Source organism: Staphylococcus sp. 191 (assembly GCF_011174885.1).
In the GTDB taxonomy this organism is placed as follows: Bacteria; Bacillota; Bacilli; order Staphylococcales; family Staphylococcaceae; genus Staphylococcus; species Staphylococcus coagulans.
Genome location: NZ_PNRJ01000001.1, coordinates 107,537 through 123,525, shown reverse-complemented (window position 1 = coordinate 123,525; position 15,989 = coordinate 107,537). Strand labels below are relative to the sequence as shown.

Genomic DNA, 15,989 nt, shown 5'->3' with positions numbered 1-15,989 from the left:
AGGGATATCACGTGATATCCCTTCTCTTATACTATAATGATTGAATAGGTGTGGCTGTCGTCTCTAATACTTTATTTAAAGCTTCTATATTTTTAACCCCTTCGTTTGTAAGCCACGATTGCGCTTGGCTCATGTTTCCATCACGATACCATTGTGTTGCGCCTGCCCATGTCGCTCTTCCACAAAGCACGCCATTAAATGTTGAGCCAGATTTATGAGCAAAAATCAATGTTTCTTGGAACAACTGAGCAGATACACCTGCACTTAAGAAAATATATGGTAGAGGCGTATGATCCGCCTGTGCTTTAAAATGTTGCGCTGCCTCAGATTGTGTATAAACGACTTCTTTTTCACTAAATCCTTCAACATAAGCCATGTTAACAGGAATTTCTACTTTTAAAACATCAACTTGAAAACGTGGTTGACTGTATATTTCCATCGCTCGATTAACTTTATGCGGCTTTAATTTTGCGTATTCAATACTTTGGTTGTCTTCAATAGTCGCATCATAAGTCAATATTTCTAAGAAGAAAGGTATATTTTCAGAATGACACTCTGCGCCCACACGTTCAACAAATGCTTCCTTTTTAATATTTATGGCTACTGATTCATCTACGTCAACATAAATCAGTAGCTTAATAGCATTTGCGCCAGCCTCTTTTAGACGCTTAACAGACCAATTATCGAGTAAATCTGGAAGTCGACCTGGTTCGGTTTTATCATAGCCCGTTTTTTCATAAGCTAACATTAAACCACACGATGCCTCTCTGCTTGCGGCAGCTGGAAGGCCATATTCAGGATCTAATAAAATGCTAGATGCATAAGGTGTCAAAGATTCAGAAACGATCACTTTAAATTGCTCGATGGCTTCATCTGAAATATCATTTCCTAACATTCGCTTTAATGCACCACGTTGATCAATCGCCAACGCTGCAATAAAGCCTTTATCATTCACTAAATGAGATAAGTCTTTTACCATTTTATTCGCCTGCGGATAAAACATATACAAATCTTCTCATGTTGACTATTGTATAGTGATGCTCGTTTATCTCGCAGGTACCTCCTAATCATTACACGCGCACCTAGTGATATTATTTTTACTTTTTCAACTTAAATGTCATAGTCGTCAATAATGTATCTCCACATCCCCAGAGATATCATTTAGTAACAGTGCTTATTTTAACCGCTATAATCTTTAATCTTGGTAAGCCCCTTCATTCCATTTTTCTAAATACAAATCAAACATATCGTCAGTGTAATGAACATCTTCTGACTCTAACACATGATCAATTTGACGAATCAATGCTTCGTTTTCATCTGTTTGCGTATATGCGGTGTTAATAAATGTTTCGACAATATTTTTGATTAGGTCTATCCCCGTCACTGCACCTCCAACCGCTATAAGGTTACAGTTATATTGTTGCTTTGCAATTCGTGCACTTGTAGTATCACGAACAAGTGCAACACGTGCACCAGGTGTTTTATTTGCAGAAACACTAATGCCAACACCCGTTCCACATAAAACAACACCTAAATCTGCTTCTTGTTTAACGACACTTTCTGCCGTCAATTTTCCAAAAATAGGGTAGTGCGTGCGATGTTTATCATAAGTGCCAAAGTCAATGATTTCATGCCCTAAATCCTTTAAATGTTCAGAAATTCTCATTTTTACATCTGTAACAATGTGATCACAGCCAATCGCTATTTTCATAATTTTACCTCCCAGTTTTTAACACATATGATTGAGCATATCGATTCTGATTTGATGACGGCCTGCATCGTAATCAGCTTTAAAAAAGGCGTCCGCACAATTTTGCGCAAGTGTTGCACCTATAATTTCTGAACCTAAAACGATGATGTTCGTATTATTATGACGTCTTGTCATTTTAGAAGATTGCTCGTCGGACACACTTGCACAAATAATGTGTTTATATTTGTTTGCAATGATAAAAGGGGCAATGCCATAGTCATCAATAATAATCGCTTTACTTTCTAAATCACTCTGAATCTTCATAACAGTCTGTTGGGTTACTTTGAAAACATCGTTCCCATCCTCTGAACTTGTTAAATCCACGACGTCATGACCTTTAGCTATCAAAAAAGAAAGCAATTTTTCTTTTAATGCTTGTCCTTTTGTTGTCGCATTAAGGTACAATTTCATATCCCTCACTCCTTAAAAATGTTCGATAAAGTCTAATTATGTTCTAAAATGTTTGTTTATAGTTATATTATACACAACAAAGTATTTTTTACAATATTTATTATGCAATACTGTTACATTTTAAGTAGAGGGACAATATTAAAAATTATTTTGTGGTAAAAGTGCGATAAAATAGGGGGTTAATCATTGTTTTTATAAAAATGATGATGAAAATAAGCACTCAAAAGAAAAAAAGAGTATAAGAGAAATCATTTTGCTTTCTCTTATACTCCAGTTCGAGTTAACGTAATGTTTGCATATAGCCACTTTTTATCAAATAAAAAGCGTAGGATTTTGTTCGATTCTCGCAACATCATCTGTGATGACAGCTGTAACTTGATTCAATGTAGCGAATGTAAATAAAGCTTTGACATCAAATTTTGTTCGATCTGCATTAATATAGACTTGCTCAGCAGTTTCTATAACGACTTGATGGCAAGCACCTTCAGCTTCATTTGCTGTCGTTATTTCTTGGTTTACGATACCATTTGCGCCGATGAATGCCTTTGTAATTTCAAATTGATGTATCATATTTTCAGCATATTGGCCTACAAAAGTGCCTGTTTTTTCTCGATATCGACCACCAACTAAATACGTATCAATATGGGCCAAGCCTTTATATTGCATAAATATATCCATAGAGTTCGTTACAATCGTTAATCTTTTATCCTTGATATAATCAAAAATGGCTTCATTCGTCGTGCCTGAACCAATAAATACAACTTCCTCATTATCATCAACAACATCATGAATCAGTGTACTACACTTTTGCGCGATAATTTTTTTAGCTGCTGTATTCATTGCTTTCTTATCTTGCCTTGATTGTTCTTTATAAATCGTTGGGTTAGGGGAGGATAAAGCTTTAGCGCCACCATGTATACGTTGCAAATAACCTTGTGACTCAAGTTCTTTTAAATCGCGACGTATCGTCATTTCGGCTACATTTAAATCTTTCGACAAATCTAACACACGTGCGATTCTTTTTTGTTCGATTTGATCAAGTATATACTGATGACGTTCATCTTTCAATTTCATCTCTATATCCTCCGCATTTCTTTAAACATTCTTCTTAAAGTTTATTTTAATATTCTTTTACTTTTCGCTATCAGTTGTAGCCTCAATTTCATTCGTTAATGCTTCTAATTCATCAACTAATTGACCGATATATTTTATCGTTTCTTTAAGCGGTTGATCCGTCGTAATATCGATACCGGCTATCTTCGCAATCTTTGTTGGAGAAACACTGCCACCAGCTTTTAAGGCAGTTAACCAATCATCTACAGCAGGTTGACCTTCATTTTTAATACGTTGTGCCATAATTGTTCCAATTGTTAAACCAGCTGAATAAGTGTATGAGTATAGCCCCATATAATAGTGAGGTTGACGCATCCAAGTTAACTCTGCGCCTGGTGTATACGTGACTACGTCTCCCCAGAACGATTTAATCACATCTAACTTTATTTCATTTAACGCAGGTGCATTCAATGATTCACCTTTATCGACACGTTGATAGACTTCTCGTTGATAAGCTGCTTCTAGTAAATGCGTAACCATATTATGATAATATGTGCGTGCTAAAATGGAGCCAATTGCCCAACGTTTAAAACGTAGGTTATGACTATTTTTAAATAAGTAATTAAGCATTAACATTTCGTTCATTGTTGATGGTGCTTCGACAAAATACATAGATGCTTCAGATTGTAAGTAATTTTGATGCGCTTGTGCAAAGGTAAAATGGCCTGCATGACCTAATTCATGAGCTAGCACAAATGCCTCAGTCATTTTACCTGTCCACGAAATAAAAATATAACTATGTGACGCATAAGGGCTCGCACAATAAGCACCCGTTTGTTTACCTTTGTTTTGTGGGAAATCTATCCATCTATCATCATAAGCTTGATTTAACATTTTAACATAATCAGCACCTAAGACATCTAGTGCACCAAAAATATATTTTTTAGATTCTTCAATTGTAATTTCAGGTTCATATGTAGGATCAACCGAAATCTTTAAATCTTCAAATCGAAGCTCGTCTAATTGATTTGTTCTTTGAATGATTTTCGCATATTTACGCATAATAGGCGCTAAATCAGACATAATCGTATCAATTTGGCGATGATACATCTCTAAAGTAACATCTTGTTCTTCTAGTAGGTACTCAATGACTGAATCGTAACCTCTCAAATCAGCTTCTAATTTTTCTCTTTGGACCTGAGCATTGTATACTGCAGCCGTTGTATGTTCATATTTTTTAATCGTGTCACTAAAGTGACGGAAGCTCTTGCGACGTAAATCCGTGTCTTCATGATCTTCATAGTAACCTTCAAATGTTGTGTAGTCCATATCATATTGCTGGCCATTCACTTCAAAACTTCCAAAATCAATATCAAGCATCTTTGTGATTCCATAAATTTCACTTGCTGATGAAAATGCGGGTGCCATACTCGCCAAAGCTTCTTCAGCTTTGGCATGTAATTGATGGGGTTGTCTTTTTTGCAATTGCTTTAAATAATAACCATAAGGCAACTCATTAATCGCAACATCCATCGTTTCTTTATCTAAAGATAGCAACTCAGATTCAACAAAAGACAGTTGGCTTATAATCTTACCATAATTCGTTGAAAATAGGGCGCTTAACCGTTGTCGTTCTGCGTCTGTGGTATCGACACTTAACAATAGTTCTGCATAATTCCCTGCGCGATCTAATTCTATTAATATTTGAGAAAAGGCTTCTAATCCTTTTTTAATGGTATCTAATTGGTTCAATTGCCCTTCATACTGCGCTTTAAAGGATTGGGCATCTTGATATAATGCGTGAATCGCTTTTTCGTAAGCCGCTGAATCAGCGTATAAATCACTTAAATCCCAAGTTTCAGCTGTAGGGACTTCCGTTCTATGTGGTAGTTTTTGAGACATATGTCATCATTCCTCCTTTAAATATGTATGTAACTATATTATAACGTTTTTATATGCATAAACGCATGTCTAAAGATTTCGATAACTTAATTTGACTTTTAAAACTGATAAAGTACAGTAATTTTAGTATAATGAAATCTAAATCAAAGCAATTGAAGGAGACTAACCCATATGACGATACTAGAAATGCCGAACTATTTGTGGGTGACTTTACTCATTATGGTCGTCCTCACGTTATTTTGTACTTTAGTGCTTAATAAGTGGTTTTTTGCAGCAATAACCATGTTTGTTGTTCTTGGTGTATTGGCATTTATCATACCCAATTTTTATGACATCACGTATGAACCGTTATTAGGATATGCAGCATTTGTCGCAATTCTAAGTTTAATCATTAGCGCATTGTTATGGTATTTTACACGCAATTGGCGAAAACAGCGTCAGCTTAAAAAATATGAAAAAGAACGTGCACGCTTCGAAAGAAAACATTATCCGAAGTAATATCTAATATCCTTAAACAAGTTGATATATAACATCAGCGGTTTAAGGATATTTTTATAAGGAAAAGGGCTCAATCCCTTTTAATGCATAACTTCCTATAATATATATTATGTAAACTAAAAAAGATTCTTGAAATACAGCGGTCTTTCTATACATATCTATATTGATTTGCGTATTTACATATCAAATACATCATTTGCCAACGTTTATTATGATTTAACCGCTAGTATTATATTATAGCGTTTTTCACATGCAGCTTTATCAGCTTATCTATCACTTAAAGATCGATACAGCAAATGAATTTGCTATGAATGCATGGTATATATCAATTCATGCTTAAAAATAATGAGACAAATTTGAAGCTAAAACCATCCATAGTAGCATAACCATGTACAAGAACGATGTTTAAACACCGATAAAAGCTTGCAAATGTATGTTACATCAGACAATCACTGAATTATCATAATAACAGCTAAAAAACTATTGCTATAGACTTCTAATTTGCACTATATATAACAGAGCCATACATTATTTAAATAGATCCTAAAATGAAAGCGCTGTCAAATGTCCTTATTTGCGGTTTTTAAAAATCAAACTAATCAATAGGTTTACATAACATAAATATGGTTAATCCTATTTTTGTAAAAAATTCGCGCTTTTTAGCTCAAAGCGCGAATCAATTGTTATTGTTTTTTAATTTTTGTACGTACTTTATTTAATGTATTGAATACAAAGTATTTTACTTTATGGATAGGTTTGTAAAAGTCGCCAATGAGTTCTTCAATTTGCACATTGAATCCTCTTTTAAAGCGGTATACACCATAATCTTCACTGTTTTCGGTAAAATCACCGGACAGTCCGTAGAAGTTGTAACGCTCATATCCATGTTCAAAGCAATAGTTAATCATAAACCAATGCATCGCATACGGTCCCATAAATTGATTATATTTCTCACTTGAGCCGCCTGAAAAATAATTGATTTCGTAAGCATTTGCAAAATATACACCCGAAGCAAGATGAAGAACTGCACCATCAGTTTGACGTAATTCGCTTGCTCTTAACAATTCTTTTTGGTCATGATCAATTTGCGTATCTAACTCTGAAATTTTCTTAATTTGCTTGTCTGTTTTATTCTCTTTAGACATCATTTGATCACGTCTTGATTCTTTATCATTCAAGCTCTCCTGTAAGGTCGTTATATACTCATCAAGATCGATGTATGCTAATGGAATCAACACTTTATGGCCATAATGATCAATAAAGTTTTTGAAATAATCGTCTGTTTTTGACACAAAGCCTGCACGTTCTTCAGTTTCTCTATAAAGCTCTAAAAAGAGATTAATTTCATCTTTTTCTAAAAATCTAACTTTCACACCAAAATTGTTCGCTTTATTGATATTTCTTTTACGCTGACTATCAAACGATTTTTTTAATGTTTGTGGCGTTTGACCTTTTAAATCAAGTACGCCCATCCATCTCACTTGACTTGATGTATCGTATGTAGTTGTAAAACCATGATGACGGTAACCGTGTGATTTGAAAAGTTGTACCAGTTTATCATTACGCTCTCGATTTGGAAACGGTTGGATATCTTTATCGTATATTTGGTAAATCCAATATGGATCTATTTTGACATAAAGGCATTTATTTTTCGTTAAATATTGTTCTAATTCTTTTAAATAGAAGTCTACTAATCCTAAATCGCTATAATCCATGACCGGACCACGATTTGAGTAATAAACATAACTACCTGCTGTAGGAATTTTTGAAAATAAGCTGGCTGCAAGGATTTGATTATTGTCATCTTTCACGCCAAGCAACACAACTTGAAATCCGTCCGCTTCTCTTGTTGCAATATTTTCTTTCACTTGAAAATAGTGGCTTTCTAAAACAGGATTTTGAACAAATTGGTCGTATTCTTCAACTGTTAACTCTGTAAATTTCATACCAATAAATCCCCTTCTCTTTGCTATATCTTATCTTTTTATCTTGTCTTTTAATTGCTTTAATTTTAAGTAGACTGTATAGGCAGGTTTGTGTATAGGCTTAATAAAATCACCGACATATTCTATTACTTCTGCATTATAGCCTTTTTTAAACTTTATCACACCTGCATCTTCTGCCTCTTCTGAAAAATCACCGCTAATGCCATAAAAATTATATCTTGGAATTTGATGATCAATCGCATAATTAATCATTTCCCATTGAATTGCGTAGCTTCCAGCAAAATGACGAAATTCGTTTGCCGTACCACCTGCGTAATAAACAACTTCAAACGGATTTATAATAAAGAATCCAGCCGAAATCGGTAATGTATCACCGTGTTTAAGTTGCAATGTTTCTGCTTCTTTTATTTTAGCTTGATTCGCTTCCAGTTGTTGCTCTAAGTTTTTCTTTTTATTTATGGCTTTCTGATTTTCAGGGCGCTTGTTGATGTCTTTGTCTGCTTTTGCAATTTCTTTTTTAAAGTCTTGCGCTTCAGCGTTGAGCTCTGCTAAATATGCGTTAAAATCAATATACGCTAGTGGCACGCGTACACGATCTTTATAGTATTTCATACGATGATAATAAAAATCGTCATCTCTATCTACAAAATCCTTTGTTTCAGACGTATCTTCCATAAACGAACGGAAAATATGTAATTCATCTTCGTTTAGATAGCGGACTTTAACACCGTTTTTCTGTACTTTTTTCGTATTTCTTTTCCTTAAATTATCCATTTGATTTAAGATGTCTTTTGATGTTTTATTTTCAACATCGAGCACAGAATGAAAACGAATTTGTCTTATTGTATCGAACCCAGTTGTGAAACCTTCATGTTCAAAGTTTAATTCAGCCATTTTATCAAAAAACCAGTCACTGCCGTATCTTTCAATCACTTCACCATCATGGTTTCGCTTTAACATTGGTAAATAAGGGTCTACTCTCAAATACAATGCATGATATTTCTTAACATATTTTGAAAGTTCATTAAAAAAGAAATGAACGAGCGCTTTATTTTCGTAATCCATAACTGGTCCGCGATTTGAATAAAAATATTTAAAAAACTTCATTACTGGCACCGCTGTCAGTAAACATGCTGCTAGTACGTTATTGTTGTTATCTTTAATGCCGACAAGATGTGTTTCAACACCTTCAGCAACCTTTAATTCATAGTTCCCTACCATTTGCGTGAAATGGCTATATGGCATTTGATCTGTAAACGCACCAAATTCAGCCGTCGTTAAATTTGTAAACTTCATTTTAATACTCCTATTTCTCTTTATATCTTCCAACCATTTTAATTTGTTCTGCTTTCCCTCTTATGGCATACCTAGAAAAAGCAACAGTGAAGTTTTAAATCCCCAGATTGTTTAAATCTCTATCACCGTTGCGATTACGCCATATTCACCCTTTTATTCTTTCTACATTTTAACTTATTCCCTTCAAATTCGCCAATATGATGGTATTAAATTTAAACTAATTCTGAAAAACAGTATGCTTCTAAAAGCGCTTGAGCTGCTTTAATTGAATCTATATGTGTCCGTTCCAATGCATGTGAAGACTCAATTCCTGCCCCAAACAAACCATGTTTGACATCTGCACCTGCACTTAAAGCGGCAGAAGCATCAGAACCATAATATGGATAAATATCTACTTGATACGGAATGTGGCGTTCACGACATAAAGACACAAGATGATGACGCAACTTTTTGTGGTAAGGGCCTGAAGCATCTTTCGCGCATATTGACACTGTGTATTCATCTGAGGATTGACCGTCACCTAATGCACCCATATCAAAAGCGATAAATTCTTTAACTTTTGGATCAATATTCGAGTTTGCACCGTAACCAATTTCTTCATTATTAGAAATATAAAATTGAATTGTATAAGGGAGCCGCTTCGATTGTTCTTGGTACTATTCCAAAAATTCAATAATAACTGCTACACTCACTTTGTCGTCTAAATGACGTGACTTTACAAATCCTGAAGCTGTAACTTCTGTTCGAGGATCAAAACTGACAAAATCACCGACTTCAATACCTAAAGCACGTGTTTCCGCTTCAGATGTCACCTTTTCATCTATTCTAACTTCCATATTAGTCTCATCACGCACAATTTCATGATTATTACGATAAACATGTGGTGTCGTCTCATGGATTAAAATTGTACCTCGGTATGTTTGTCCTGTTGCGGTTTCAATCGTACAATATTCGCCTTCAATTGCATTATAACGAAAGCCACCAATAAGGGCTAAACGTAAACGACCATCTTTTAATATCTCTTTAACCATTGCGCCAAGTGTATCTACATGGGCTGTGATACACTTTTTCTTCTCATCATTGTCGCCCTTAACTTCTATAAGTAATCCGCCTTTATTAGTAATATGTGTCGTGTAGCCACTCAATTCCACACGCTTTTTAACATAATCGATGGCACGCTCAGCACTTCCAGACGGACTATTGATAGCTGTTAATTCAGTTAATATTTCAATAACACGTTCATTCATACTATTCATCCCCTTCTTCTCTTTATTCTATTGTAACGATGATACGCTAAAATCTCACGTATTCTTATCTCACTCTTGCAATTAAACGCGTTAAAATGATAAACTAGCCATTATTTATTATAAACTAAAGGGGGGCTTTGATGACTCACATCTTTTTTGTTGGTCTTGGTTTAATCGGTGGAAGTTTAGCCAGTAATATGAAGTATTTCCATCCAAACGTAACCATTACAGCTTTTGATGCAAACCCCGACCAACTCGAACGCGCACAGTCTATAGGTATTATTGACCATGCCTCTTCAGATTATGAAACGACACTTAAGCAAGCAGATATCGTGATTTTTGCAACACCCGTACAAACGACAGTTAAATATTTAAAAGCGTTGCCCCATCTTGAAACACAACCCGGTTTAATTGTCACTGATACTGGAAGTACGAAAGCAACGATTCAAGCATTTGAGTCGACATTATTAGCTTCTCAAATCCACTTAGTCGGTGGGCATCCGATGGCAGGAAGTCATAAATCAGGTGTGCTCAATGCGAAAAAGCATCTATTTGAAAATGCTTACTATATTCTCGTTCATAACCTTGCAGAAAATAATGATGCACGTCAAGAAATTCAGCAATTACTTGAACCAACGCGTGCACACTTTATACATTTAACTGCTAAAGAACACGATCGTATCATGAGTATCGTTAGTCATGTTCCCCATTTCATGGCCTCTAGTCTTGTTCATCTCAATGCTTTTTTCGCTTCTGAGTCTTCTTTAATTCAAGACTTTGCTGCTGGAGGTTTTCGCGACATTACACGTGTAGCAAGTAGTAACCCTGAAATGTGGCGTGATATTTCAATCGAGAACAAGTCCCATATCATTTCGTCACTTAAACATTTGCAACATCAGCTTTCGAATACCATTCATTTGCTTGAAACCGAACAGCAAGACGCTCTATATGATTTTTTTAATGATGCAAAATCTTATCGCGATGCCCTGCCAATACGTCAAAAAGGGGCAATGGATAGTACTTTTGATTTATATGTAGATATTCCAGACCGACCGGGCATGATTTCGAAAATTACAGAAATATTAAGTACGCATCAAATTTCTATAAGAAACTTGAGGATTTTGGAGGTTCGTGAAGACATTTACGGTGCTTTACGTATTAGTTTTAAACGTCCGGAAGATCGAGATGCAGCGCGCATTGCATTAAAAGACTTTGATACTTACCTAAGCTAAAAAACAGGAAATATTAACGCATTTTGCATTTCTTTCCTGACTCATGTTATAATAAATTCAACAAGAACTTCGTGCATGATATGCACCAATCCCCTCGCTACTTCCGATAGCGAGGGGATTTTTTCGGCGCTAGCTTATCATATCGCCTATTTTTTCTTATTGTTGCGTACACGTAGCCAATGTGCAAATAACGCAACAATACAACCACTGACAACCGTGGTTGTGATGTGAACAAGAACTTCGGTCATTCATATGCACCTCCTCTCTGCGTCGTCATTGACGCCTGAGAGATAGGCGACTTTTTAATTATACCATCTTCATTTTTACAATCCTAGCTTGCTTCTTATCCATCCATAAAATAACAATAAACACTGATATCGCAATCATACAGCCACATCCATACATCATTGATACTTTAATCACACAGTTACATTTTATGCCCTGCCATTAAGCCTAATCTTCCATACTTAGTCCCCGCTTCAGTATAGGATATCGCTTTTGAAACGATGCCTTTACCATATTTCTCTTGTAAATGATCAATCGTTTTCGCCAATTTTTCTTGACGTAGCCTTTGGAATTCATCCGCAAACAAATCTAACTGTCTTTCACTTTCAGGCGACATTTTCGTCAACGCCACACTCAAGGTCCGATATAATTCATTTTGGTCACAATACGTTTCAGCCAAACGCGCAACAACGTTATAAATATCTTGCTCTAAGTTGGTACCGACTTGTAACGTATATTGTTTAGAGATACCACCTCCATCTTTGTAACCAAATGAAAAATGAATTGTCTTTGCGAGTTGTTGACGTTCTCGCAAGCGCCGTGCCACATCTTCAATGAGCTCTTGCATAACAACCTTTGCTTCTTGAAATGTATAATCACGCATCAAAATTTGGCTTTTACAAATAGAAGGGTTCATAATTTGATACGTTTCATTCATACGACTTTGATCAATCCCATTCGCATGTAAATGAAGGTCTACACCTATAATCCCAAAGTCTCTTTTTAAGTAAACGTATGGATACTGTGCTAATTGTCCAATTTTAAAAATTCCTCGCGCATTCAATTTTTTCTCCGTTTGTTTACTAATCCCCCAAAAAGAGGTCAAAGGAGAAATCTCCCATACTTTATTTGGCACATCTTCATAACGCCATTCAGCAATATAGCGCGGATTATTTTTAGCTTCATTATCCAATGCGAGCTTACTGAGTAACATATTAGAACCGACACCAATCGCACACTGTACTTTAGTTTCTTCATATATTTCTTTAATTAAACGCTCACAAAATGAATGTAAAGTCGTATTAAAACGATAATAACTCTTCGTCACATCCATAAAAAACTCATCAATACTGTACTGATGAAAATCTTCTGGTGGCACATAACGTAACGCGATTTTAGAAATCTTTAGTGATATATCTAAATACTTACGCATACTTGGATTAATAATATAAATATCGTTGCGATGCGGAATTTCAAATAGACGTGAACCTGTTTGAATGCCTAACTTTTTAAGGGGCTGCGTTGCTGCAAGCACAACCGATCCTTGTCTTTTCGTATCTGCAACCACTGCTAACTTTGTCGTTAAAGGATCTAATCCTTTTTCAATACACGACACGCTCGCAAAAAAACTTTTTTGGTCTATACACAAAATATCCTTGTTTTCTAATAAATGATAATCATACATCTCCATTCACCCTTACCTATCTTAAGTTATATTTCTATCATACACGAACATATGTTCTTAAATCAATACAAATAGTACATACGTTCTAAACAAAGCGTTAAAAAGCGATGTTGCGCCTTTAATCAGAGGCAACATCGCTCAATTGAATCCTTACTGCTTATGAATGATTAACGTCGGTAAGGTATGACAGCTTCCATCTCTTCATCCAAACCGTACTCAATATAAACATGAGTATGCAAATAAATATGGCTTTTAAGTGATTTAAACGTTAATGACTCCGGTTTAAAACTAAAGTCTATTTTTTTATCTTCACCTACATCGATAGTAAATGCTTCATCAATCACAAAGCGGTCTAGTTCATGCGTTAAGTATGAAAAGTCACTCGTTTCATCATCATTCGGATATTTTTCAATCATCGTCAATACAATATGTGTGACTTTTTGATCGCTTTGACCCGCTTTGAGATGCACACACCCCGAAATTGTATCCGAAAGATCATATTCTCGCTGATTTAAACGAATAAATACTTTCATACCATTGATACCTAAAGAAGTTAATACATTATCAAAACCCATAAAAACCCTCCATGTCTCTTGTTGTTAACCTTATCATAGCCAAAAATGATTCTATCGCGCAACCGATATCAAAAATGCTATAATGAAATAAAAATTGAGGAGGTCTTATCATGCCTATTGTTACAGTTAAATTATTAGAAGGTCGCACGGATGAACAGCTTAAAAATTTAGTAACTGAAGTGACAGATGCCGTAGAGAGAACAACAAATGCGAAGAGAGAAGCAATTTCTGTTATCATTGAAGAAATGAAAAAAGAACACTTTGGCGTTGCTGGTGTACGTAAATCAGACCAATAATACTAAAGTCTGGGATATAAACCCCAAAATAAAAAGGAAGCGCTAAGATGGTTTTTAATAGAAAATCATCTTAGCGCTTCCTTTTTACGATAAAACTTCGTATTGTACATGTAATTATTCGCTATAATGCTTAAAAAGATAAGTCACTGTTGAAAATACATTCACTTTGATAGGACTCTATAATTTATGAGATTTTGATTTTCTAAAATACTTTCATCATCTCATAAAATGGTCCTCTCCACCTACATGATTACGGCATGATTGTCACTATGAACGTGGCACTTGAGGGAAGAGCTGAAGCCAAATTTAGTTGAGACTTCACCACTAAACAAGCGAGTTCATAAAGGCAAAGCTATCAAAGATTTTATGCTCCGAACGCTTTAACATCATTTTAATCATTCAAAAATGCTTGAATTCGTTTTTTATTTTCAGCTTTATCTATACCTAAAGCAGAGCCACCATCATTCGTCGTAATATTTTCATAGCTTCCTTTAACAGGCACACTTAACGTCTTAATATCTTTATCACCACGGACAATAAAACTGAAGCCTGTTTGATAGATTGCTGAATCTGGCATGTTCGTACCGACATAACCACGAATAATACCCGCTAATTTAGGCGCCTTCATAATAGATGAAGGTTGTACGAGTTGTTGTTTCAATGCCGACATCACTTGTTGTTGACGACGTACACGTCCAAAATCCCCTTCCGGATCATTACGAAAACGTGCGTAACCTAGTAACTCTTTCCCGTTTAGGCGATGATAGCCCTTTTTCAATGACACACCAATTTTGGCAGACATATCTTTTTCAACGTGAATTGGTACACCTTTAGGCTCAAGTTCATCAATCATCGCTTCAAAACCATTAAAGTCTAGTGTTGCATAATACTCCGGCTCAATACCTAAGTTTGATTTTAACGTCTTGCGCAGTAGTTCAGGTCCACCTAATGAATAAGCCGCATTAATTTTATAGCTGTTATAGCCTGGAATATCCGCATAAATGTCACGCATGATAGACACAATCTTCATATCTTTTTTAATATAGTCGTATTGTGCAACCATAATCGAATCGGTACGAGACACACCGCCGTCTTCACGGTCCGCACCTAAAATTAATACAGTGGCTTTCCCATCATTTTTAATTGCACCATTAAATTTATGTATTTTCGGTGCTTGATTATGTTTTTTAGCCACCTCAAGACCTGACTTATAACTAGAAACACAATACATCACAAAGGCAAAAAGCAGAATGATAAACGCCAAGATAAACAAAGGCCATTTAGGTATCTTTCTCTTTTTCTTACGCTTTAAAGTTTTCTCAGAAGCATTCGAGGTACTACGGTTTAAATTGTTTTCATTCATCTTATCAACCTTATATCTTCAAAATTATGTATCTATGTACTATAATAAATACATATTAACGTTATATAAATTTATTTTAAAAATCAAGTGAAAACTATAAAGTCATACCAAGTTCTTATATGGAAGGGTGTTTAAATGAATATCAATACAGCATATTTTGCAGGTGGCTGCTTTTGGTGTATGACCAAGCCATTTGACCAAAACGAGGGCATTGAGCAAGTCACATCAGGTTATATGGGAGGCCACGTTGATCAACCAACGTATCAGCAAGTAAAAACAGGAGAAACAGGTCACTATGAAACAGTTAAAATCGAGTATGATGTCGCACTCTTTTCATACCAAAAGCTGTTAGAAATCTTCTTCTCAGTGATTGATCCGACTGATGACGGTGGACAGTTCCAAGATAGAGGTGCACAATATCGCACTGCTATTTTTTATACAAACGAAGACCAAAAAGAAGTCGCTGAAGCTTATATCACTTCACTCGAAGGCACTTTTGACCACGATAAAGCAATCGCCACTAAAGTTCTGCCTGCTTCCGAATTTTATGAAGCTGAAGCATACCACCAAGATTTCTATAAAAAAGACCCCGAACGTTTTGAACAGCAAGAAAGAGAACGTGAAGCTTACGCGCAATCACATCAAATTAAATAAACAGAAGCATACCATTGCTAATTTGAATAAAAGTTTTTTTATATCCGACTCATCATGATTGATTTAAAACCACAAA

Annotated in this window: 15 protein-coding genes and 1 pseudogene; 4 read left to right on the top strand and 12 right to left on the bottom strand. The window is 35.4% G+C overall.

What is annotated here, in order from left to right; translation table 11 throughout:
• Positions 1-31: 31 nt before the first annotated feature.
• The 5 genes from lacD to pepF all read right to left on the bottom strand — a co-directional run bounded on the left by lacD (position 32) and on the right by pepF (position 5,116).
• The gene (gene lacD, locus C1H58_RS00515; RefSeq protein WP_242680197.1) at positions 32-1,003 is read right to left on the bottom strand and encodes a tagatose-bisphosphate aldolase; all 972 of its coding nucleotides are present in this window, start codon (positions 1,001-1,003) and stop codon (positions 32-34) included.
• Between the two features lie 192 nt (positions 1,004-1,195).
• Positions 1,196-1,711, bottom strand: a complete 516-nt coding sequence (lacB, locus tag C1H58_RS00510; protein ID WP_165544982.1) for a galactose-6-phosphate isomerase subunit LacB — start codon at positions 1,709-1,711, stop codon at positions 1,196-1,198.
• Positions 1,712-1,729: 18 nt separating this feature from the next.
• Positions 1,730-2,161, bottom strand: coding sequence for an RpiB/LacA/LacB family sugar-phosphate isomerase (locus C1H58_RS00505; RefSeq protein ID WP_165544981.1), 432 nt, complete (start codon positions 2,159-2,161; stop codon positions 1,730-1,732).
• 312 nt (positions 2,162-2,473) lie between these two features.
• Entirely contained in the window at positions 2,474-3,235 is a 762-nt protein-coding gene (locus C1H58_RS00500) for a DeoR/GlpR family DNA-binding transcription regulator (RefSeq protein WP_060829943.1), read from the bottom strand.
• Positions 3,236-3,292: 57 nt separating this feature from the next.
• Complete coding sequence (gene pepF / locus C1H58_RS00495) at positions 3,293-5,116, bottom strand: oligoendopeptidase F (protein ID WP_165544980.1); 1,824 nt, start codon at positions 5,114-5,116, stop codon at positions 3,293-3,295.
• A 171-nt stretch (positions 5,117-5,287) separates the two neighbouring features.
• On the opposite strand from pepF, the gene C1H58_RS00490 reads away from it, so the two are divergent.
• Positions 5,288-5,614, top strand: coding sequence for a hypothetical protein (locus C1H58_RS00490; RefSeq protein WP_060829945.1), 327 nt, complete (start codon positions 5,288-5,290; stop codon positions 5,612-5,614).
• Between the two features lie 683 nt (positions 5,615-6,297).
• Here C1H58_RS00490 and C1H58_RS00485 read toward each other — a convergent pair.
• The 3 genes and pseudogenes from C1H58_RS00485 to C1H58_RS00475 form a co-directional block, all read right to left on the bottom strand.
• Positions 6,298-7,560: an aminoacyltransferase gene (locus tag C1H58_RS00485; protein WP_165544979.1), complete on the bottom strand. Its 1,263-nt coding sequence runs from the start codon at positions 7,558-7,560 to the stop codon at positions 6,298-6,300.
• Positions 7,561-7,590: 30 nt separating this feature from the next.
• Positions 7,591-8,856, bottom strand: coding sequence for an aminoacyltransferase (locus C1H58_RS00480; RefSeq protein WP_060829947.1), 1,266 nt, complete (start codon positions 8,854-8,856; stop codon positions 7,591-7,593).
• Between the two features lie 212 nt (positions 8,857-9,068).
• A pseudogene (locus C1H58_RS00475) lies at positions 9,069-10,103 on the bottom strand (M42 family metallopeptidase).
• A 140-nt stretch (positions 10,104-10,243) separates the two neighbouring features.
• On the opposite strand from C1H58_RS00475, the gene C1H58_RS00470 reads away from it, so the two are divergent.
• A complete protein-coding gene (locus tag C1H58_RS00470) occupies positions 10,244-11,335 on the top strand; it encodes a prephenate dehydrogenase (RefSeq protein ID WP_165544978.1) in 1,092 nt (363 codons plus the stop codon).
• Between the two features lie 146 nt (positions 11,336-11,481).
• On the opposite strand, the gene C1H58_RS00465 is transcribed toward C1H58_RS00470, so the two are convergent.
• The 3 genes from C1H58_RS00465 to C1H58_RS00455 all read right to left on the bottom strand — a co-directional run bounded on the left by C1H58_RS00465 (position 11,482) and on the right by C1H58_RS00455 (position 13,600).
• Entirely contained in the window at positions 11,482-11,583 is a 102-nt protein-coding gene (locus tag C1H58_RS00465; RefSeq protein ID WP_142380855.1) for a type I toxin-antitoxin system Fst family toxin, read from the bottom strand.
• Positions 11,584-11,762: 179 nt separating this feature from the next.
• Entirely contained in the window at positions 11,763-13,025 is a 1,263-nt protein-coding gene (locus tag C1H58_RS00460; RefSeq protein ID WP_165544977.1) for a Y-family DNA polymerase, read from the bottom strand.
• A 167-nt stretch (positions 13,026-13,192) separates the two neighbouring features.
• Positions 13,193-13,600, bottom strand: coding sequence for a sporulation protein (locus C1H58_RS00455; RefSeq protein ID WP_060829949.1), 408 nt, complete (start codon positions 13,598-13,600; stop codon positions 13,193-13,195).
• Between the two features lie 110 nt (positions 13,601-13,710).
• On the opposite strand from C1H58_RS00455, the gene C1H58_RS00450 reads away from it, so the two are divergent.
• Complete coding sequence (locus C1H58_RS00450) at positions 13,711-13,896, top strand: 2-hydroxymuconate tautomerase (RefSeq protein WP_016425025.1); 186 nt, start codon at positions 13,711-13,713, stop codon at positions 13,894-13,896.
• Between the two features lie 391 nt (positions 13,897-14,287).
• On the opposite strand, the gene C1H58_RS00445 is transcribed toward C1H58_RS00450, so the two are convergent.
• Positions 14,288-15,259: an LCP family protein gene (locus tag C1H58_RS00445; RefSeq protein ID WP_165544976.1), complete on the bottom strand. Its 972-nt coding sequence runs from the start codon at positions 15,257-15,259 to the stop codon at positions 14,288-14,290.
• A gap of 135 nt (positions 15,260-15,394) precedes the next feature.
• On the opposite strand from C1H58_RS00445, the gene msrA reads away from it, so the two are divergent.
• Positions 15,395-15,913 (top strand): peptide-methionine (S)-S-oxide reductase MsrA, encoded by a 519-nt coding sequence (gene msrA / locus C1H58_RS00440; RefSeq protein ID WP_165544975.1) that lies wholly within the window; start codon positions 15,395-15,397, stop codon positions 15,911-15,913.
• Positions 15,914-15,989: the final 76 nt, after the last annotated feature.